At 41.6% G+C, this 19,283-nt stretch carries 18 protein-coding genes and 1 tRNA gene; 10 read left to right on the top strand and 9 right to left on the bottom strand.

The annotated features are described in order from the left end of the window. The first annotated feature begins 297 nt into the window (after positions 1 to 297). The 4 genes from QI031_RS06305 (at position 298) to QI031_RS06290 (ending at position 3,314) form a co-directional block, all read left to right on the top strand. The gene (locus QI031_RS06305) at positions 298 to 1,281 is read left to right on the top strand and encodes a COX15/CtaA family protein (protein WP_281484344.1); all 984 of its coding nucleotides are present in this window, start codon (positions 298 to 300) and stop codon (positions 1,279 to 1,281) included. A gap of 459 nt (positions 1,282 to 1,740) precedes the next feature. After that, positions 1,741 to 2,685, top strand: a complete 945-nt coding sequence (locus QI031_RS06300) for a heme o synthase (protein WP_281484343.1) — start codon at positions 1,741 to 1,743, stop codon at positions 2,683 to 2,685. Between the two features lie 168 nt (positions 2,686 to 2,853). After that, positions 2,854 to 3,096, top strand: coding sequence for a type II toxin-antitoxin system HicB family antitoxin (locus tag QI031_RS06295; RefSeq protein WP_281484342.1), 243 nt, complete (start codon positions 2,854 to 2,856; stop codon positions 3,094 to 3,096). Continuing rightward, entirely contained in the window at positions 3,096 to 3,314 is a 219-nt protein-coding gene (locus QI031_RS06290; RefSeq protein ID WP_281484341.1) for a type II toxin-antitoxin system HicA family toxin, read from the top strand. The genes QI031_RS06295 and QI031_RS06290 overlap by 1 nt, the downstream gene beginning before the upstream one ends. Before the next feature lie 95 nt (positions 3,315 to 3,409). Here QI031_RS06290 and QI031_RS06285 read toward each other — a convergent pair whose 3' ends face one another. Next, positions 3,410 to 4,216, bottom strand: a complete 807-nt coding sequence (locus QI031_RS06285; RefSeq protein WP_281484340.1) for a CPBP family intramembrane glutamic endopeptidase — start codon at positions 4,214 to 4,216, stop codon at positions 3,410 to 3,412. A 251-nt stretch (positions 4,217 to 4,467) separates the two neighbouring features. Next, entirely contained in the window at positions 4,468 to 4,905 is a 438-nt protein-coding gene (locus QI031_RS06280) for an AbrB family transcriptional regulator (RefSeq protein WP_281484339.1), read from the bottom strand. A gap of 1,539 nt (positions 4,906 to 6,444) precedes the next feature. On the opposite strand from QI031_RS06280, the gene QI031_RS06275 reads away from it, so the two are divergent. Next, positions 6,445 to 7,452, top strand: a complete 1,008-nt coding sequence (locus tag QI031_RS06275) for a succinate dehydrogenase/fumarate reductase iron-sulfur subunit (RefSeq protein ID WP_281484338.1) — start codon at positions 6,445 to 6,447, stop codon at positions 7,450 to 7,452. Between the two features lie 72 nt (positions 7,453 to 7,524). On the opposite strand, the gene QI031_RS06270 is transcribed toward QI031_RS06275, so the two are convergent. From QI031_RS06270 to psbX, 4 genes are all read right to left on the bottom strand, one after another. Further along, positions 7,525 to 8,052 (bottom strand): TolB family protein, encoded by a 528-nt coding sequence (locus tag QI031_RS06270; RefSeq protein ID WP_281485942.1) that lies wholly within the window; start codon positions 8,050 to 8,052, stop codon positions 7,525 to 7,527. Between the two features lie 305 nt (positions 8,053 to 8,357). After that, entirely contained in the window at positions 8,358 to 8,927 is a 570-nt protein-coding gene (locus tag QI031_RS06265; protein ID WP_281484337.1) for a hypothetical protein, read from the bottom strand. Between the two features lie 54 nt (positions 8,928 to 8,981). Then, positions 8,982 to 9,896: a Ycf66 family protein gene (locus QI031_RS06260; protein ID WP_281484336.1), complete on the bottom strand. Its 915-nt coding sequence runs from the start codon at positions 9,894 to 9,896 to the stop codon at positions 8,982 to 8,984. A gap of 237 nt (positions 9,897 to 10,133) precedes the next feature. Continuing rightward, entirely contained in the window at positions 10,134 to 10,253 is a 120-nt protein-coding gene (gene psbX / locus QI031_RS06255) for a photosystem II reaction center X protein (RefSeq protein ID WP_214437294.1), read from the bottom strand. A gap of 267 nt (positions 10,254 to 10,520) precedes the next feature. On the opposite strand from psbX, the gene QI031_RS06250 reads away from it, so the two are divergent. Further along, positions 10,521 to 10,814, top strand: a complete 294-nt coding sequence (locus QI031_RS06250) for a YggT family protein (RefSeq protein WP_281484335.1) — start codon at positions 10,521 to 10,523, stop codon at positions 10,812 to 10,814. A 105-nt stretch (positions 10,815 to 10,919) separates the two neighbouring features. On the opposite strand, the gene QI031_RS06245 is transcribed toward QI031_RS06250, so the two are convergent. The 3 genes from QI031_RS06245 to accC all read right to left on the bottom strand — a co-directional run bounded on the left by QI031_RS06245 (position 10,920) and on the right by accC (position 14,433). Further along, a complete protein-coding gene (locus QI031_RS06245; RefSeq protein WP_281484334.1) occupies positions 10,920 to 11,654 on the bottom strand; it encodes an HNH endonuclease in 735 nt (244 codons plus the stop codon). Next, a complete protein-coding gene (locus QI031_RS06240) occupies positions 11,626 to 12,573 on the bottom strand; it encodes a DNA adenine methylase (RefSeq protein WP_281484333.1) in 948 nt (315 codons plus the stop codon). The genes QI031_RS06245 and QI031_RS06240 overlap by 29 nt, the downstream gene beginning before the upstream one ends. 516 nt (positions 12,574 to 13,089) lie before the next feature. Further along, positions 13,090 to 14,433 carry an acetyl-CoA carboxylase biotin carboxylase subunit gene (accC, locus tag QI031_RS06235; RefSeq protein ID WP_281484332.1) on the bottom strand — a complete coding sequence of 448 codons (1,344 nt, stop codon included), beginning with the start codon at positions 14,431 to 14,433 and terminating at the stop codon, positions 13,090 to 13,092. Between the two features lie 468 nt (positions 14,434 to 14,901). Between accC and QI031_RS06230 the strand changes: the two genes are divergently transcribed. From QI031_RS06230 to ccsB, 4 genes are all read left to right on the top strand, one after another. Beyond that, positions 14,902 to 14,982 (top strand) — tRNA-Leu (locus QI031_RS06230). 140 nt (positions 14,983 to 15,122) lie between these two features. Next, positions 15,123 to 15,752: a chorismate lyase gene (locus QI031_RS06225; RefSeq protein ID WP_281484331.1), complete on the top strand. Its 630-nt coding sequence runs from the start codon at positions 15,123 to 15,125 to the stop codon at positions 15,750 to 15,752. 394 nt (positions 15,753 to 16,146) lie between these two features. Continuing rightward, on the top strand, positions 16,147 to 17,877 hold the full coding sequence (locus QI031_RS06220) for a DUF3352 domain-containing protein (protein WP_281484330.1): 1,731 nt from the start codon (positions 16,147 to 16,149) through the stop codon (positions 17,875 to 17,877). Between the two features lie 255 nt (positions 17,878 to 18,132). Then, positions 18,133 to 19,206, top strand: a complete 1,074-nt coding sequence (ccsB, locus tag QI031_RS06215; RefSeq protein WP_281484329.1) for a c-type cytochrome biogenesis protein CcsB — start codon at positions 18,133 to 18,135, stop codon at positions 19,204 to 19,206. Positions 19,207 to 19,283: the final 77 nt, after the last annotated feature.

Below are 19,283 nucleotides of genomic sequence, written 5' to 3'. Positions count from 1 at the left end.
TACTAATCTTAAGTAGAAGATATCTATCAAATATTGCCAAAATATAGATGAAAATCAGTGAAAAAATTTCAGGAAAAATTCACAACAATTAAATTGGTTGGCATTTATCAAATGCTAACAACTTGAAAAATACCTAAAGCTTCGGGCTAAAACTCGCTGGAGTGATTCAATGTATAAGTGAAAGCCAATCTATAAAACCTGAGGCTATACGCTAGGGTAAAGATGGGTCGGTACTAAAAATTGATCATTATTCATTTTTAGAGAACTACTACCAAAAGCGGGCAGAAGGTATTGTTCATGAACGAGTTTGTCCTAGAACAACAAAATGAAGCGGCAGCAGAGCAGCAAAAACCCAAAGAAGTGATTCGTCGCTTGGTTTGGCGGATGTGCATAGCTACATTAATTTTGATGGCAATAGGCAGTGTCACCCGCGTTATGAATGCTGGACTCGCTTGCCCAGACTGGCCATTATGTTATGGCGAACTAGTGCCAGCCAAGCAAATGAATTTCCAAGTATTTTTGGAGTGGTTCCACAGGTTAGATGCGAGTTTGATTGGTGTCAGCGCGATCGCCCTATTTGGTTTATCTTGGTGGCATCGTCGTTTCTTACCCACCTGGCTACCTTGGGCATCCACATTCTCCTTGTTTTTAATCGTCTTTCAAGGGGTTTTGGGGGGGCTGACTGTCACTCAACTGTTGCGGTTTGATATTGTCACCGCCCACTTGGGAACGGCACTGTTGTTTTTCATTACCCTGTTAATTATCGGCACGGCACTTACTCCCTATCAGGGAACTGGAAATGTTGGTAAGTTGCCTTGGGTAGGCTTAACTGCCGCTATCTTAGTTTACTTACAAAGTCTATTAGGTGCTTTAGTCGGATCTCGCTGGGCATTACACCAATGCTTTGGCGGTTCTCAGCTTTGCGGTGTGATGTATAGCCATATTTTGGGCTTAGTACCGCCAACTGTTGCCACCTTAGCAGTAGTATTGATTTCCTGGCGAACACCTGCGCTGCATCCAGCTTTACGGCGATTGGCAAATATGGCTGGTGGATTGTTGGTTTTACAAATCCTTTTGGGAGTTGCTACTTTCCGATTACACCTGCAAGTCGAGCCTCTTACCGTCTCTCACCAAGCTGTGGGAGCGACTTTACTGGGTACTTTAGTGGCTTTCACAGTTTTAGCATTGCGTGACTGGATTGCTAGCCGTGATATCAGTCCTTACTCTGTTGATCTAACAACATCTGCTATAAGTACACAAGCACATGGATCGAATCCATAGCGTAGTTCAAGTTCATTTGCATCTTGCTTTTTCCCTTACTGTTACTGATGACTAATAGCTATAGCAGTCCTAAATCATTAGTGAACAACAAGATCCCCGATTTGTTTGAGAAGTCGGGGATCTGAGCCTCTCAATTTTCACAAATCAAATAGGATTGCTATATTAGCCATTGGTTATTTAGCAGTGAAAAGAACTTGACATCACATCTAGCACGAACCTCTAGCAACTAGAAGTGGTGGAATTATCCCAACCTCATCTTCACCTGCACTCCAAGAGACTACAAGTCATTGACTCTACAAATCCAGCTGTGAGTAGCACTCTTTCATGGAAGCCCCAACGGCGAAGATTGCGACCCAAGTAGGTGTAAAAAAGTCTGTGTTTTTACTCAAACTTAAGAACCAGACTCAGCAGGGGCTGCATATTAAGTTGTTGAAAAAAAAATAAGGAACTACAGCCAACATGATTGAGACTAATGTCTCCCGCCACCACGAAACATTTCTACAAGTAATTCAAAGCTACTACCAGCTAACCAAACCTCGGATTATTCCGTTGCTTTTAATTACCACTGCTGGCAGTATGTGGATTGCTGCTAAGGGAGAAGTAGACCCGTTACTGTTGCTAGTAACTCTTACTGGCGGCACATTGGCTGCTGCTAGCGCCCAGACAATTAACTGTATCTACGATAGAGATATTGATTATGACATGGAGAGGACGCGCCATCGTCCAATGCCTTCAGGGAAAGTGCAGCCTCGTGATGCTCTAATTTTTGCGATCGCCCTAGCCGCAATCTCCTTTACTCTACTAGCAGTATTTGCTAATTTACTCGCTGCTTCATTAGCATTTTCTGGCATTGTTTTCTATATTTTGGTTTACACCCACTGGTTAAAACGCCACAGTACCCAAAATATTGTGATTGGTGGTGCTGCTGGGGCAATTCCAGCGTTAGTAGGTTGGGCTGCTGTCACAGGCACTTTAAGCTGGGCAGCATGGTTAATTTTCGCCATTGTATTTTTGTGGACACCCCCCCATTTCTGGGCGTTAGCGCTGATGATTCGGGATGACTACGCCAAAGTTGGCATACCAATGTTACCTGTGATTGCTGGTGATGTAGCAACAGTACGACAGATTTGGTACTACACGCTGATTACGGTGACAGCAACTTTGTTATTGGTATATCCCTTACATGCTAGTGGAGTCATTTATGCCGCGATCGCAGTTGGTTTAGGAGGATTATTTATCCACAAATCTTGGCGCTTGTTGCAAAATCCAGAAGATCGCACTGTAGCCAGAGATTTATTCCTCTATTCCATCTCTTACATGATGCTGTTGTGTTTGGGGATGGTGGTAGATAGTCTGCCGATTACTCATCATTTGATTAGTGCAGCGATCAATCTCATTGCTTAGGCTATGGATATAAATGCGATCGCGTTGAGAAAGTAGCGCGATCGTATTCTTATAAATTAAAAATTATTTATTAAACAAAATCAAGTTTTGTAGATTCGCAGTTAGAAATAAAATTTCACTCATAGACAAATCGAGCAAAAAGCTAAATGAACTTCTAAGAAAGTATAAATGTTAACAAATTATATTCATACAGCTATGCACAAAGCAACTTACGAGTTGCTTGAGGATGGAACTTTCTATGGTAAGATTCCAGAATGCCAAGGAGTGTGGGCAAATGCTATCACGCTAGAAGCTTGTCGAGAAGATTTGCAAGACACTCTGGAAGGATGGTTAATACTGGGACTGCGTATGGGTCACACCTTACCTATACTGGATGATATTGACTTAAATTTTAACCAAAAGGTCGCATAATGCCACCCTTTGGCTCAATTAATCGGCGGGATCTGATTCGTTACTTAGAAGATATAGATTTTGATGGGCTTTATGCAGGTGGTAAACATCAGTACATGCTAAAAGGTGAATTAAAGCTGACAATTCCCAATCCGCATCAGGGAGACATCAGTACAAGCTTACTAAATAGAATATTACGTCAAGCTAATATCACCAGAGATGAATGGGAAACCTTATAAATTAACGTGCGCCTTTGTTGAAGACTCACGTTAAATTCAGTTGCTTGAAACATCTATGAAAATGTGATCGCGTTAAGAAAGTGACGTGATCGCAATTAAAAATACTTGGAGATCAACCAAATAATTAAAGTAGTTACCAATACACATGTAATCCCTGCTACCCCGGCTAGGGGTTTTTTATTTTTACCAGTGAACCATTCAGAGGTGTTATCTGTATAAGTAATTAGTTGTGCTGTGTCTACAGTAGCGATTGTCCATATTAACGCGGCGTGCAGTCCCCAAGCTATGCCTAACCTGCCACCATCTGCTACCCTTGCCAGCACCAACATCATGCCCATTAGCCACAATCCAGGGAGTTGGGGTAGGGTTTCACGTTGCTCCCAAACTAAATGTAGAACGGCAAAAATTAAGCTGGAAGTTGCAGCTGCTAGCCAAATTGAGTAATTCTTCTCTAACTCGGTTAACAGAAATCCGCGAAAAACTAACTCTTCTATACCTCCAACAAATAATGCTATCAATAAAATGCTTGGCAAGATAGATGGTACTAACTTGATATTCGATTTTTCAAAATTGCACCAACCCAGCCAAAATTGACAGCTAAACATTATAGCTAGACTTAGCACCCCCAACCCAAAACCTAGTACTAAAGAACTGAGTAAGGAAATATTTACTACTAAGCCATAATTTAAAAAAGACCTATCACTCAACCAAATAACTCCCCAAAGAGCTAAAGGAGCTAATAAGTAGAGCGAGACTAATAAGGGTAACTTATGCTCTGGCTGTAAAGGTTTATCAGGTTGCCAATGAAGTGCGATCGCCCCTACTGCTACTACTGGCAACCAACATGCGATCCAACTCATGAAAAATGCCATCACTACAACTAGTACTGACGCATTTTCCATAAATTCTCTCAGACTATTGATAGCCGTCCCTAAAAAAATTTTCTCAACCAATAAAAAAAACACGATAGACTTCTTGCTCAATAAATTTCCTGTTTACTAATCAAGACTCTACTAAAGTTTGTGACTTTTGCAAGGTGTCTAATCGTATTCTGTAGTGTCAAAAAATTCTCTAAATATAGCTATTTATTGCTGTAGGGGTAGAAACAAGTTATGAAGCATTCATCTTCAACTTATCCCTACCACTAGCATATTTACTCTTCGTCTTCTAGATCTTCCTCTGATTCATCAGAGTCTATATCTTCTAGAGCTGCTTTTTTATCAGTATCACCAAGTTGAATCAGGTGAATATGTTTGTAACCAAGCCTAATTTCAAATTCATCTCCCGACTTTAAGCCCATTGCTTTAGTGTAAGTAGCACCAATCACAATCTGACCATTTTGATGAACGCTCACTCGATATGTCGGTTCACGACCACGGCCATCTTTAGGGGCTTCTGGACTAAGAGGAATCCCTCTAGCCGATAGCAAAGCATCATAAAAATCGGTGAGATTAACACGAACCTGATTATTCTTAGTAACTGTGTAATAGCCGCATTGCTTGGCTCTTTCTCGGCGTGGCAAAGTGGAAAGTTCTTTTACTTTAGCCAGCAGTGCTTTTCCAGTTAATGGCGCGGTTGCAGTTTCAGTCATTACGCTCAATTTTTCCTTACTCTCTCCAAACTGATAAATAATATCGTCTCAATGCCAGTATTTGAATTTTTAGCATCTGCTATAGAGCTACTGGTGACTCTAGGGTGAGGTATGAATTCCTGCTTATAGGAAATTCAAGTGCCTCTATTATGGGGAACCATAATAGATTAGAACTCGTGGTGTCACAGATATTAATTTCGGTGATTTTACGGCACTTTTAACCATTATTCGCCATCGGAAATAAAATTATTTTCTCTTTTGGCGTTACTGTAGCGGTGTAATTTTAAGACACCTTTACACATTGGGGAGGCAAAAAGCAGAAAAAGCATTGTATTAACGAAGCCACATCAAAGATGTCGCTTCCCCTAAGCTATTTTTCAAGACAGCAGGGTGAATTCTCCTCCCGATTTATTGCCGTTTAGTTCTACTACAAATAAGTTGTAGACCCAATAAAATACAGGCTCTCCACCTTCAGTGCTTGCCCTTATTGCCTTTGAGTTGTAAGGTTTTTACCACTCTCGCTCTTAAGCTGAGGACAACATTGTATTTGAATATGGTCTTACGGACATACACCCTTTTGTCCTACCTGTAGAGTCAAGAAATTTCATGTCTCTACATTACGAAATAATAAACCAGTAGTAGCCGCGCTTATACGGCTATTGATTCTGATTTTTTGATTTCGTAATTTTATATTAAATACTAGCATGGACTAATAATAGCAAAATAGTTGTTTAATTTTTAATTTAAATGGCTAGTAAAGTTTTATCTAAATTTTTGAGCGACCATAAGCAAAAAGCAGTGAGGATTTTTCTCCCACTTTATTATCTTAGTGAGTATCGCCATAGGTCTTTTATAAAAATTAATCTAAATTTAGACGAGTCAGTTTTGACAAATGTGTTACATCCAAAGATTGACTTGCTTGAGACCAGACAAAATATAGTGACGATTTTCTGTGCCAGTTTATTGGGACAATACAAAAAGCGGTCGGGTATTCTATACGTCTGTCTATGGGAAGAATAAATCTTAGCCAATCTAACAAGTACTTCATTACTACTTCTAGATGCCTATGATCTGCTTTAATACTTTTGTATAACCCAAAAATTCTCTTTCTCGTAACTATTCGTGGAATTTTGCTGACAAATAGCTAGGAGTAATGTTGGCATCAAGATATATTAAGAAGCTAAACTACTTAAGTTTGGATATTTTCGCGATACAGAGGATGAATATAATTTGCTTTCTAGACAATACTCTGCTTTTGTACTTACCAACAGGCGAATTAAATATGAAGCTGCGATTACCTTGTTGGTGATCAGAGTGAAAGTTAAGCAAAAATCTTGCTTATGGAGCTAATACAACTAAAATTTTTATGGTTATCCTTGAATGAGAATCAGTCGCTCTTGAATTATCAGCCTATTAACACATGGGTTGGAATTAAGGGCAATAATAAGAGTGTAAGTGTAGCTCACTTTTAGCAACTACCCGCCTTAACTCATGATTTCTGAGGCTAGTGAAATAATTTTAAGACTTTAATTGGTAATAATGGAAGTTATTTTTAAGATCATTCGACAACAAGAAAACTCCTCTCCTGTTGTGCAAACTTACCTTGTAGCGGCGGAATCTAGCAATACAATTCTGGACTGTCTCAATCAAATTAAGTGGGAGCAAGACGGAACATTAGCCTTTCGCAAAAATTGCCGCAATACAATTTGTGGTAGCTGTTCTATGCGAATCAATGGACGTTCGGCTCTAGCTTGTAAGGAAAATGTTGGTGATGAACTTGCTAGATTACAAAAAGTTTGTTCACCAGAAGGTAAAGCAAATAGTATTCCAGAAATCACGGTGGCTCCTTTAGGTAATATGCCCGTGATTAAAGATTTAGTCGTGGATATGAGCAGTTTCTGGAATAATCTAGAAGCGATCGCACCTTATGTAAGTACAGCCGCCCGACAAATTCCAGAACGAGAATTTTTGCAAACACCACAAGAGCGATCGCGCTTAGATCAAACTGGTAACTGTATTATGTGTGGCGCTTGCTACTCAGAGTGCAATGCCCGTGAAGTTGATCCCAGCTTTGTTGGCCCCCACGCCTTAGCCAAAGCCTACCGCATGGTTGCAGATTCTCGCGATAGTGATACAGAAAATCGCTTAGCAAGCTATAATGATGGCACTAAAGGCGTTTGGGGCTGTACCCGCTGTCTTTATTGCGATTCAGTTTGCCCAATGGATGTAGCACCATTAGAGCAAATTACTAAAATTAAGCAAGAAATTCTCGCACAAAAACAAGCCAACGACAGTCGCTCAATTCGTCACCGGAAAGTGTTGGTAGATTTAGTTAAAGAAGGTGGTTGGATTGACGAACGAAAATTTGGGTTACAAGTGGTCGGTAACTATTTTAAAGACCTCAAAGGATTGCTTACTCTTGCACCTTTAGGTTTACGAATGTTAAGTCGAGGCAAATTTCCCTTATCCTTTGAATCTTCTCAAGGAACCTCACAAGTGCGATCGCTCATTGAATCTGTGCAAAGAGAAAATGAGAATAGGGCATAGGGCATGGGGCACTTGTACTGAGCGTAGTCGAAGTGCTGCCTCCCCTGCTCCCCCTGCTTCCCCTGCTCCTCTTCAACGGGGATCTTGAGATATATTCAAGGGCTGTCCAGAACGGTTATAAACTAAAATATTCCAGTGTCCATTGTTACTAGACTCAAAAGCAATCCTACTACCATCAGCGCTAATAGTAGGGTTGCGAACTTCTGCTTGCAAATTAGCCGTTAAACTCCTTGATTGGCGCGTTTCGCGGTCATAAATAAAAATAGCTGATCGCCCTTGGCGACTAGCGGCAAACACAGTATAACGCCCATTTTCTGAAACACTAGGATGAGAGGCGATTGTATCTAAAGAGTTTAAACCGGGTAACTCAACTAAGCTGCGGCTCAATGTATCAAACATATAAACATCTTGGCTACCCCGCCTGTCACTAGTAAAAACAATGTATCTTCCAGAAATTTGGGGATTTAATTCCGACGCAAGACTATTAATACTGCGTCCCCCCGGATCAAAAGGATAACTTACTAAGCGGGGATAGCCAAAACATCCACTTAATAACCCTAAGCAAGTAAATATAGGTATAAGAATAATGCGATTGGGTATTGGGCATGGGGCATGAGAAAGAGGCAGAGGGGCAGAAGAGAAGTGCGGTAAGGCAGCGCGGTCTTGGGGGTTTCCCCCATGAGTGACTGCCGCACCCCTTGTGGGTCTTGGGGTCTCCCCCTCCGGGTTCGGCAGTCCCTCTTTGTTGGAACAACAAGACCGGGCTGCCTCACCAAGTGGAGCAACTTCGGGGTGCGGGGTGCAGAGGGGAATGAAGAATGTCTTGAATTTGTTCATAATCTTTCTTTCTCCTTGTCTCCCTGCTCCCTGCTCCCTTGCTTCTTCTGCTCCCCTGCCCCCTGCCACTATGGTGATGTCGGGGGTGTATCCACAGTAGCGCCATTGGGTATATCTAACTCCAGATTGGGGCCTCGATCTAATACTTCAATATCCCACTGACCCCGGCTGGCGGTTTCAAATACAATATAGCGTCCATCTGGACTAATACCAGGATTTCTGACCCAGCCGCGATATGTTGGGGTGAGGATTTGCGACTGTTGCGTAGCACGATCATAAAGCGCTACCACGGGTCTACCTTGGTCGCTAGTAATATAAGCAATATAACGTCCGGTATAGCTCAAGCTAGGACTTTCAGCAATTGTTTCTGGTCGATTTAAGCCTGGTGTGCGAACAAAGCGCTGCTGGCTCAAGTCATACACCAAAAGTTGATGACTACCATTGCGATTAGAAATAAACGCTAAAAAGCGCCCATTTCCACTCAATCCTGGTTGTTCCTCAGTGTAGCGACTATTAAGGGAAGTCGGCCCAATAGGGATATCATTGGAGTTACAAGATATCAGCAAACTTGTCAAGCTAAAAACTAGGCTCCAGCGAATTGGTCTTTGGAGCCAAAATTTAGGTGTAAATTTTTTCACCTCAACTATTAACTATTTTTTGTCGCCTCTAAGCTTACATCCATCCGAGGTGATTTAAACATCATCAAAATTTGTGGAGTTATCCGGTTCCTCATCTAACTTTTCAATTGGATTGTATGGTACGTAGTCAGTTGTTATTGCCTCATCATCTTCGCGCACTCTTCGAGGAGTTGAGTCAGCAGGAGGTCGCCGTCTTTTTTGTCTGGGAGGAACAACATCTTGATCGCGGCTTTCTGGACGCACGGGGTTATTGTTAGTATTAGTACGGCGAGAAGGTTTTCTCACTTCTCCACCTAAATTTTCCCAATCATCGGTTTCTTTAGAAGGAGAACCCCAATCTTCTTCTTCATATTTTTCCGGAGTACGGCTTACTGAACGCCCAGAACTAGACCGACGCTTTCTGTCTGCTACTTCTGGTTTTTCCCTAATGTTACGGCGTTCAGAACGACGGGGAGATTGATCCTCGTAATAATCATCACGAGAAGAACGTTCATCCCTAGTGCCTCGAATCCGAGGACGCACAGGACGTTCTTCTTCTTCATAAGGTAATGGGTCTAAATCTGCTTCCATCTCCGCTTGATATCTTCTGCGGTCTGTGTAGCTATAGCGATCGCTTACAGGTCGGTCTTCGTCTACAATCGGTGTATTACGCTTAGCCTGTTGCGTAGCAATACCTCGCAGCCGAATACTTTCCACTGCGAAAAATACAGTTGTCCCAACTAAAAGCAGTTGACCAAATTGTAAAATCGGATCTAAGCGCCAACCTTGGAAAATCAGAATGAAACCGCAGAGTAAGCCCACTGCTGCAAAAAAGATATCTTGATCTCGTGACAACTCAGGACGCACAGTGCGAAGAAAATACAGTGCTGCCCCAGCCACAGCTAGGAAAATCCCCAGAATACTGGCTGAGTTCGTCCCAAAATTGACCTGAGCCAGAACACTGGCTGAGTTCAGCCCAAAATTTACCATTGCTCTTTTCCCAATATCAAATCTATGTTAGCGAGCCACAATTAAAATCACTACTCTAATTAGTCACAATATATTGAAGCTTCAAAGCATCTGGTAAAGAGAGCTTCAGAAGTTGTTCACCCAAAACTAAAAAAGTCTATGTCTGTCAGTTAAGTATACCTCGTCCTCGGTGGGAGGATTGGTAGATAGCTGACAGACAATGAGTTATGAGAGTCGAACTGACTCTTTAACCCAACATTATGAGCGCTGGATTTTATCTTTCTGACTAATGAAAATTAAACCAACTGTAGCAGGGATAACGACGATCGCAGCACCCCAAGCCAGACTCCAAAGAAAATTTGCTAAAGAAGGCGTCATACTTCTCAACCTTTTTTTACACACTTCATCCTAATTCTAATAGTCTATTACTTCCTTGAGAAGTCTATAGTTACGATGTAGCAGCTCTAGCCAACACCTTGTCACAATTTAAAGGCAGTTTTGATGGCAGTTGCTTTTATATCCGCGCTCATAACTAGCAACATTTGGTTAAAATTTAGATAGATAATGCTTTACAAAGCTTAAAAACTGTCAGCTTTTGCCTTTAGTTTTTTCTCTGTTCACAAATAGTAGCTTCAGATCAATTCTATGACTGCTGTTAACCTAATTGTTTGGATTCTTGGCCCTGTGTTGGGGTTAATGACATTTTTGTTTATTTTCCGGATCATTCTGACTTGGTATCCGCAAGTAGACCTAAATCGCTTACCTTTTAATCTTATTGCTTGGCCAACTGAACCATTTTTAATCCCCCTCAGAAAACTAGTACAACCCATAGGTGGAGTTGACATCACCCCGATTATTTGGGTTGGCATCTTCAGTTTGCTACGAGAAATTCTCCTAGGTCAGCAAGGGTTAATTACCATGATGTCTCGTGTCAGTTAAAAATTGGCTATGGATTAAATAATTTTTCAGAACGTCCTTAATGCGATCGCCCAATCATCAACATAAATGGCGAGCAGGAGGAACAGCGATCGCACCAACACAGTGTTAGCCGTCGCCATTATGATTTATCTCACGCTCAATAATTTCCTTGACAAACTCTGGCAGTTCCTTTTCTGTGCTGATGGCTCTTTGCTTGAGCCTTTCATAAATCTCAATATCGCTACCTTCCCAAAGAAGGTCTATTCTTCTAACTTGCCGCATTGCAATATGCTCATAGTTTTCTGGGTATGCCCAGTAGCACGATAAGCAAATCGATTTATCTTTGGTGTTGTTCCAGTTTTCACAATGTTCACATGACCAGGATTTAGCCCGGTTAGCAGAACCACAAAGCAGCATGAAGTTTTCTGGATCTAGATCTGGCTCACCATCAACTTCAAAAGGGACACGGTGATCAATTTGTAGTTCGCGTTCATCTACCTCTTCAAGATAAATAAAACACTTACATCCGTATCTGCTAATCAGCATCTTTTTAATCTGCTTAGATAGACCTGTTCTACCAGAAAGACGAGTAAATCTTGCCTTGCTAATGTCTCCAAACCGATATGCAGCTATTTTTCTGCCATCACTCCCAGTAACACGAAAAGTCTCTAACGGGATACCATTTTCTCTAACGTCTCTAGCTGCTCTTGGAGGATGATTATAACCGTAAGTTTCTTTCAACTCCTCAGTTGTAATAAATCCATGTTGCAAAATGTGATTAATAACCGCTCTCGGTCTCTTTGCTGTTATTGAGCGGCAGAGTCCCAAGAAGTCATCTGGTAGCTGCTGCGAATTCTCCATGTTTTTCCAGGAGGTTTAGTTGCTTTGGTTTCTTACCGATACAAGTAAAATCATTAATTTGAGTATTCACTAAGCTTCTGGACAAACTTGGCGATAAGTACAATGATTCAACTGTAGTCTCTTCTTTGCCGAGCAGTGTAGACTGTGATGATCTTCCAACTTCAATTTCGATTCTTTCAAGACTTAAGCTTAGAGGAAGAACCTTGCCGAAAGCCCTATCACCTAACTTCCCGTCGTAACTGATAGCAAATGCGGCTTCTTTTCGATTTAGCTGTTCAAGAGCTAATACAAAATCATCGAAGTCTATTCCAGATAAATATCTCGAATCTCTATTTCCACATACCCCCTGATATGGGGGATCCATATAGATGAAATCAGTATCCTGAATTTGATCTAATACTTCTCGATAATCTAAACTTGTAAACTTACATTTGCCCTTTAGGAGACTAGATACACCTGCTATATTTTTTCTCATTTTCTCAGGTCGTGTTCCTTTCCGCCTTTTATCCGGGCTTTGGTTAAATAAACCTTCAGAGTTGTAACGGACTGAACCTTTGACACATCTAGCTAGCAAGTAAAGAAATAATTTTGGATCATTAGTCTTATTAAATTTTGATCTAACTTCAAAATAATGAGCTACGGAATCAGTGTGTTGTTCATTCCATAGTTCTGAATATAAATCTGCTATCTCATCTGGGTTCTCTATCGCCAGTTCTAGTAGCTCGATTAAGGGTTTATTCAGATCGTTTAGCCAAAAACTGCGGGAAATCTGATTTCCAGACGTAGCAACACTAATTGCAGCAGTTCCAGCAAAAGGCTCTATCAACCTGTTGATATTTTTGGGAAAGAACTGGAGGATGTACTGTGCTAAATTTCGTTTGCTACCTTGATATTGAATGAAATGAGGCAGATTCGCCATTGCCACACAAGAACAAATGATCTTGAAGCAGTTTATCACGATAAATTGAGCTTGCCGCTTAACTCGACATTTTTTCAAGTCGAAGTGATCAAATAGGGGCAGAAGCTTAAGACGGTTAACGGTTTGGGTCAACGGTTGTTGGGGCAGTAAGGCTGTTCGTAGTCCCCTTGATTAAATGTATTTAGTGGGATTTGCGATCGCTCTTAGCCCTACGGTATACACACATCTTTGTACTGAGTGCAAAATGTGGCTTGATCCCCCTTAGCCCCCCTTAAAAAAGGGGGGAACAAGAATCAAAACAGTCAAAGTCCCCCTTTTTAAGGGGGATTTAGGGGGATCGAATGACTTGTGTGTACACCGTAGGCTCTTAGTCAGAACGCGTTTTTTAAGACTATATAGCATCTCCATAATTTCAACAAAACTGAGGTCGAGATCAGGTAAAGGAAAGGCATTAAGCTGAGAATTAAGATATTTCTCAGCCTTTTATACTTTACCCTTTTTCTATTTCCCCAATTTCTACAGTTTCATCTCCTGAATGAAACTGGTGTAAACATGACCTTCTAAAAACTGGGGATTTTCCATAATTTTTTGATGAAACCCAATTGTTGTGGGCAAACCAGTTATTGCACACTCTCTTAAGGCGCGTTTCATGCGGTTAATAGCAGTAGCACGATCCGGCCCCCATACGATTAATTTGCCGATGAGGGAATCGTAATAAGGAGGAATTTGGTAGTCGGTGTATACGTGAGAATCGATTCGCACGCCAGGGCCACCAGGAGGTAGATAACCGCTGATACGTCCAGGTGCAGGGCGAAAGTCATGGTCAGGGTCTTCAGCATTAATGCGGCATTCTATAGCATGACCACGCAAAATTACTTGATCTTGAGTTAGCTTCAGTCTTTCCCCTTGGGCAACCCTGATTTGCTCAGCAACCAAGTCTACTCCGGTAATCATTTCTGTTACAGGATGCTCAACTTGAATGCGGGTATTCATTTCCATGAAGTAAAACTTGCCGTTTCTATCCAAAAGAAACTCGATAGTACCTGCTCCTGTAAAGTTGATGAATTGGGCAGCTTTCACAGCAGCGTACCCCATTTTTTCACGCAGATCTAGGTCAAGTGCAGGGCTAGGGGCTTCTTCTAATAACTTTTGATTACGACGTTGAATTGAGCAGTCCCTTTCGCCCAAATGAATCACATTGCCGTAGTTATCAGCCAAAATTTGAAATTCAATGTGGCGCGGACGTTCAATAAATTTTTCTATATAAACGCCAGAATTACCAAATGCAGCTCCTGCTTCTCCTTGAGCAGCTAAGAAAAGTTTGACAAATTCGTTTTCAGAATGCACCAAACGCATACCCCGTCCCCCACCGCCTGCTGTGGCTTTAATCATGACGGGATAACCAATATCTTTGGCAAATGCCAATCCTTCTTGCTCAGACTCTACTAATCCCTCACTACCTGGTACTGTTGGCACACCAGCTTTTTGCATGGTTTCTTTGGCGGTGGATTTATCCCCCATCAGTCTTATAGCTTCAGGAGTTGGGCCAATAAAGGCTATGTGATGGTCGGCACAGATTTCCGCAAATCGGGCATTTTCTGCCAAAAAACCATAACCGGGATGAATGGCGCTAGCATTGCGGGTCAAAGCGGCAGCAATAATATTAGGAATATTCAAATAACTTTTACTGCTGGCAGCTTCGCCAATGCAAACTGCTTCATCGGCAAGTTGGACATGGAGCGCATTACGGTCAACAGTAGAGTGAACCGCAACCGTGGCGATTCCCATTTCTTCACAAGCGCGGAGAATGCGAAGGGCGATTTCGCCTCGGTTGGCAATTAATATTTTGTCAAACTTCATTTTTTAGCTTCGATATTCGATATTAGTACCAGTAGATTGACATTGTCTCCTATCCCACTGACAACAATGCTTTCGCTTGATCTCAAATTATAATAGGAGATTTTCCAACCTCATCCTCAGCTGAATTGAGATGCCCTCTGTAGGATTTGATTAGATTAACAACATTACAGTTGCTATTCTTCGTTAGTTTTCTGAACTCAGCTTTAGGCGATCGCCCGAAATGATTTGTAGCTAAAATAGCGTTGCCATAGTAGTAGTGACAGCTTTTCTGCCCCCAGCTTGCAAGTAAATTCCACTGTAGTTATACCTCTTTTAAGATCACTTGTAGAGCTACTACATTTGTGGCTGTCTGTCTGCTTCTCTACCTTTAGGAAATTTATCAATGCTTCAACTGAAATTTTTGGTAAATTCGGGCTTTCTTTAATATATTGATTTTGTTGTGCTACAATCTTTTTTTAGACGATTCATGCGGATGTGGCGGAATTGGTATACGCGCACGTTTGAGGGGCGTGTGGCTTTGCCTTGCGAGTTCGAGTCTCGCCATCCGCATTTTTTAATGTTCATAATTAAGAGTAATAGTCAACGACCAATGGTGAAAAACTTGAAACTATTGACTTTTAACTATGGTTATAAACTTAGTACTGGTTTTTTATGCTTTTATAGAGATAGGTGAACTTTTGTAAATAACATTGACTGCAACTTTTACTCCATCAAACAACTCAACACTGCCAGCAGCATGGCATCGCCTCACTCCGATTTGGCAAGGTGGGGAGGAAGTTATTCAACAAGGTTTGCCTCATACCCAGTTGGCTCCAACTTGGCAAATGCTGCTTTTAGGGGATGGCTCACCAACTAGGCACTTAGAATTACTTACAGGTGAACCCACAGAAGTAGATGTCATTGATATGTCTTTAATTGGCACAGACTTAGATGATGCGCCAGATTTAATTCAAGCCGTACCAAGTCCACGACTACGAAGACAAGTATGGTTACGTACTGCCTCAGGTCAACGCTTGGCCTATGCCACTTCTTGGTGGGAAGCTAGTCACGTAGATGAATATTTACAAAATCGTTCATTACCTATTTGGGCAAGTTTAGCTCGTCTGCGTACAGAGTTATATCGGGATGTACGAGGAATTTATTATGGTTGCTCAACTGCGCTCCAGTCAGGCTTTAATGAGACTGGGCCATTCTGGGGTCGTCACTATTTATTTTGGCATCACGGACAACCATTAACTCTGATTTATGAGGTTTTTTCGCCTTATTTAACTAAATATTTGGGAAATATGCAGGTTAATTCTACCAATGGTAAAACATAAGATCATCTCCAAACAATAATTTAAAATTAGGGAGAGAGCTTAAAACTTGTCGTAGTTTTATTTACGCTGCGTGGGTCAGTTGTCAGTTGTTTTTGATTCTGATAATAGTGTGAATAATTTTTCCATTTGCGAAGTAGGAAATTACTGTTAGACACAGCCATGCTAGAAAACATCCTGCAAAATTCAATAAAGCATGTTAAAAAGGTTAACTAGTCATCAACACACTGCTTTTGAATGAACATTAGAAATCCTAGGAAAGTTTTATTACTTAAGTATCATAAGGATTGAGGGTAGAAAAATTAAGTAATTGACTGCCCTAAATCAAGGGAAGACTGTTGATTTGTTCGACTAATCAAGCAAATAATGACTTCGCAAGTATGAGGTAGAGGTTTCAATGGCACTGCCTATTGTGTCTGCTCCGATGAAGAAAAAAAAGAAACCATCTCTGGTGCTGACGCTCTCGGCTACTGGGTTATTAATTGCTGGGGGGAGTATAGCGTACCGATTTTTTAACCAGGGACAACAATTTTCTAGAGATTTGCCCATTGGTGCAAATATTATTCCTCAAGATGCGCTGTTTGCGGTTTCTCTCACTACAGATCCTCAACAATGGCAGCAGATGCATGAGTTTGGGACAAAAGAAACCCAAGCCGCACTCAATAAAAATATATTACAGTTACGCGATCGCTTTCTGACTCAAAATGGTTACAACTTCGAGAAAGATGTTCAACCTTGGGTAGGTGATGAAATCACCCTAGCAATCTTGGCTCCCAAAGGAAATAAACCTCCCCTGAAACCAGTGGCTACTGATGGAGACATTAGCCCTCAGCAGTCGATGGTTATTGTATTGCCTGTAAAAAATCCCCAAACAGCCAAAAGCATTTGGGAAAAGGCGAAAAATCCTCAACAAGGGCAATGGGTTAACCGCACATATCAGGGGTTTGCTATCAAACAAACCAATGGACAAGCCGGAGAAAACCTTTCTGCGACATTAATAGATGAGCGTTTCCTAGTCATTACTGATAGTCTCAAAGCCACAGAAAGAGCAATAGATGCTTATAAAAATAAAGCCTCGCTAGCAAATACAGCAGGATTTACCGAAAACTTTCCTAAAATTTCTAGTGACCAACCTTTTGCCCAGTTTTACGTCAATGTGCCAACAGCTGCCAAAATAGCCACTACTTCTCCCAATCGTCCTTTACCAGCACAGGTTTTAGCCCAGCTGCAAAACAATCAAGGTTTAGCAGGGACAATGACCTTAGAAGCTGAAGGTATACGTTTAAAGGGTGTTTCGTGGCTTAACCCTAATAGTCAGCGCGTGTTAGCGGTAGAAAACAAAGCTGGGAAAATGCAAAGCCGCGTACCGGCTGAAACCTTAATGATGTTGTCTGGCGGCAACTTAAAGCGGTTATGGGGAGACTACGTTTTAACATCCCAAGGAAATCCTCTTTCGCCTGTCACACCAGAACAGTTACGATCTGGTGTTAAATCTTTGACTAATCTTGATTTAGATCGGGATTTGCTCAGTTGGATGAAAGGTGAGTTTTCTGTATCATTAATTCCCAATAAACCACAAGACGATACTCCAGAGGATTTTCGGGCAGGTTTAGTATTCATGGTACAGGCCAGCGATCGCCAATCAGCTGAAGCATCCTTAAAACAACTGGATGATGTGATGAAAAGTCAATATCAGTTCCAGATTCAACCGACAACAGTAGGAGGGCAACCTGTTGTTAACTGGGTTTCACCTTTTGGGACTTTAACCGCCACTCACGGCTGGTTAGATAAAGATGTTGCTTTTTTGGTAATTGGCGCTCCCGTTACAGATAAAATTGTTCCTAAACCCAACAATACCCTAGCTGATACTGTTCCTTTTCAGCAAACAGTGCCAACAGAACCCGATCCTACAAATGGTCAATTTTTCATGGATGTAGAACGCACTGTGAAAAATTTCCCTCTACCAAGTCTGATTTCCAATCAACGTACTTTACTAGCTGCAACACGTTCAATTGGGGTAACTGCTGCTGTTAGTAATAATCGCAGTACCCGCTACGACATCTTTTTAGCACTCAAAAAAGTCAACAACTCACCTGTCCCTAAACCTGCTGTTACGCCATCTCCATAAAAGGTAGGGGCAGGGGGCATACTTCGACTGCGCTCAGTAACCAGGGGGCATGGGGAAGAAAAGGCAGCACTTCGACTACTTCCCCTGCTTGCCCAAATGTATCGACTTTAAAATGAAACGGTATAACCTATAATTAATGCTCTTTGCTATATAATTCATAACTCCTAACTCTTTTTAATCCTTTAGCCTTTAAGCCGATAGGATCAAAATAGTCAAAAATCAATATTTTAAAGAATCTACTGGGGAGAATGCTTTATGAATCTGGTAGGACTCCAGAACTGGCTGGACAATGCTTCCTTTGCTGTTTTATTCCTGACTATGTTGGTGTATTGGGTAGGAGCGGCTTTTCCGAATTTACCAGCAACTGCTGCGTTAGGGACAGCCGGGATGGCGATCGCGAATTTGTGCATAGCGACTTTATTAGGGGCAAGATGGATAGAAGCTGGCTATTTTCCTCTCAGCAATTTGTATGAATCGCTGTTTTTCTTAACTTGGGGAATTACCGCCATTCATCTGATTGCCGAAAATACCAGTCGTAGCCGCTTGGTAGGAGTTGTGACAGCTCCTGTGGCTATGGGGATTACTGCTTTTGCTACCTTGACATTGCCATCAGAAATGCAAGTAGCAGAACCGTTAGTACCCGCGTTGAAGTCAAATTGGCTGATGATGCACGTCAGCGTCATGATGTTAAGTTATGCTGCTTTAATGGTGGGTTCATTGTTAGCGATCGCATTTTTGATTGTGACTCGCGGTCAAAACATTCAATTACAAGGCAGTTCTATTGGTGCTGGTGGCTATCGTAGCAATGGTTATCGCTTACACAAAGCAGGGGAGCTAGTTTCTTTGCCCCCAACCCCTCCTGTAGAAAACAATGGCTTTGCTCGTAGTGAGCGTCATAACAATGGCAACGGTAATAGTAATACCGCTGTATTGGGAGCAGTAGTTACAACTCCAATTTCCAATCAACAATCTCTGATCCAAAATTCTGAACCTCTTTCACCCCAGCGCTTGAGCCTAGCTGAAACCCTGGACAACATCAGCTATCGCGTCATTGGGTTAGGATTTCCCCTATTGACAATTGGCATTATTGCTGGTGGTGTTTGGGCTAATGAAGCTTGGGGTTCCTACTGGAGTTGGGACCCTAAAGAAACTTGGGCATTAATCACTTGGTTAGTTTTCGCAGCCTATCTGCATTCTCGGATTACTCGTGGTTGGCAAGGTCGTAGTCCTGCGATTTTAGCAGCTGGTGGCTTTGTTGTTGTTTGGACTTGCTATTTGGGTGTAAATCTTTTGGGTAAAGGTTTACATTCTTATGGCTGGTTCCTTTAGTGAAAAGGGGCTAGGAACTAGGGGTTAGAGGCTAGGGTGTATATTTTATCTGGTAAATATCATTAAAAACGCGCTTA

The organism is Halotia branconii CENA392 (assembly GCF_029953635.1).
Lineage (GTDB): Bacteria > Cyanobacteriota > Cyanobacteriia > Cyanobacteriales > Nostocaceae > Halotia > Halotia branconii.
The sequence above is the reverse complement of the archived record's forward strand: the minus strand, read 5'-3'. Positions and strand labels throughout refer to the sequence as shown.

Excerpts from the sequence above, each read along its gene's own strand:
- QI031_RS06305 (WP_281484344.1), top strand. The coding sequence starts at position 298 with ATGAACGAGTTTGTCCTAGAACAACAAAATGAAGCGGCAGCAGAGCAG.
- QI031_RS06300 (WP_281484343.1), top strand. The coding sequence starts at position 1,741 with ATGATTGAGACTAATGTCTCCCGCCACCACGAAACATTTCTACAAGTA.
- QI031_RS06295 (WP_281484342.1), top strand. The coding sequence starts at position 2,854 with ATGTTAACAAATTATATTCATACAGCTATGCACAAAGCAACTTACGAG.
- QI031_RS06290 (WP_281484341.1), top strand. The coding sequence starts at position 3,096 with ATGCCACCCTTTGGCTCAATTAATCGGCGGGATCTGATTCGTTACTTA.
- QI031_RS06285 (WP_281484340.1), bottom strand. The coding sequence starts at position 4,216 with ATGGAAAATGCGTCAGTACTAGTTGTAGTGATGGCATTTTTCATGAGT.
- QI031_RS06280 (WP_281484339.1), bottom strand. The coding sequence starts at position 4,905 with ATGACTGAAACTGCAACCGCGCCATTAACTGGAAAAGCACTGCTGGCT.
- QI031_RS06275 (WP_281484338.1), top strand. The coding sequence starts at position 6,445 with ATGGAAGTTATTTTTAAGATCATTCGACAACAAGAAAACTCCTCTCCT.
- QI031_RS06260 (WP_281484336.1), bottom strand. The coding sequence starts at position 9,896 with ATGGTAAATTTTGGGCTGAACTCAGCCAGTGTTCTGGCTCAGGTCAAT.
- psbX (WP_214437294.1), bottom strand. The coding sequence starts at position 10,253 with ATGACGCCTTCTTTAGCAAATTTTCTTTGGAGTCTGGCTTGGGGTGCT.
- QI031_RS06250 (WP_281484335.1), top strand. The coding sequence starts at position 10,521 with ATGACTGCTGTTAACCTAATTGTTTGGATTCTTGGCCCTGTGTTGGGG.
- QI031_RS06245 (WP_281484334.1), bottom strand. The coding sequence starts at position 11,654 with ATGGAGAATTCGCAGCAGCTACCAGATGACTTCTTGGGACTCTGCCGC.
- QI031_RS06240 (WP_281484333.1), bottom strand. The coding sequence starts at position 12,573 with ATGGCGAATCTGCCTCATTTCATTCAATATCAAGGTAGCAAACGAAAT.
- accC (WP_281484332.1), bottom strand. The coding sequence starts at position 14,433 with ATGAAGTTTGACAAAATATTAATTGCCAACCGAGGCGAAATCGCCCTT.
- QI031_RS06220 (WP_281484330.1), top strand. The coding sequence starts at position 16,147 with ATGGCACTGCCTATTGTGTCTGCTCCGATGAAGAAAAAAAAGAAACCA.
- ccsB (WP_281484329.1), top strand. The coding sequence starts at position 18,133 with ATGAATCTGGTAGGACTCCAGAACTGGCTGGACAATGCTTCCTTTGCT.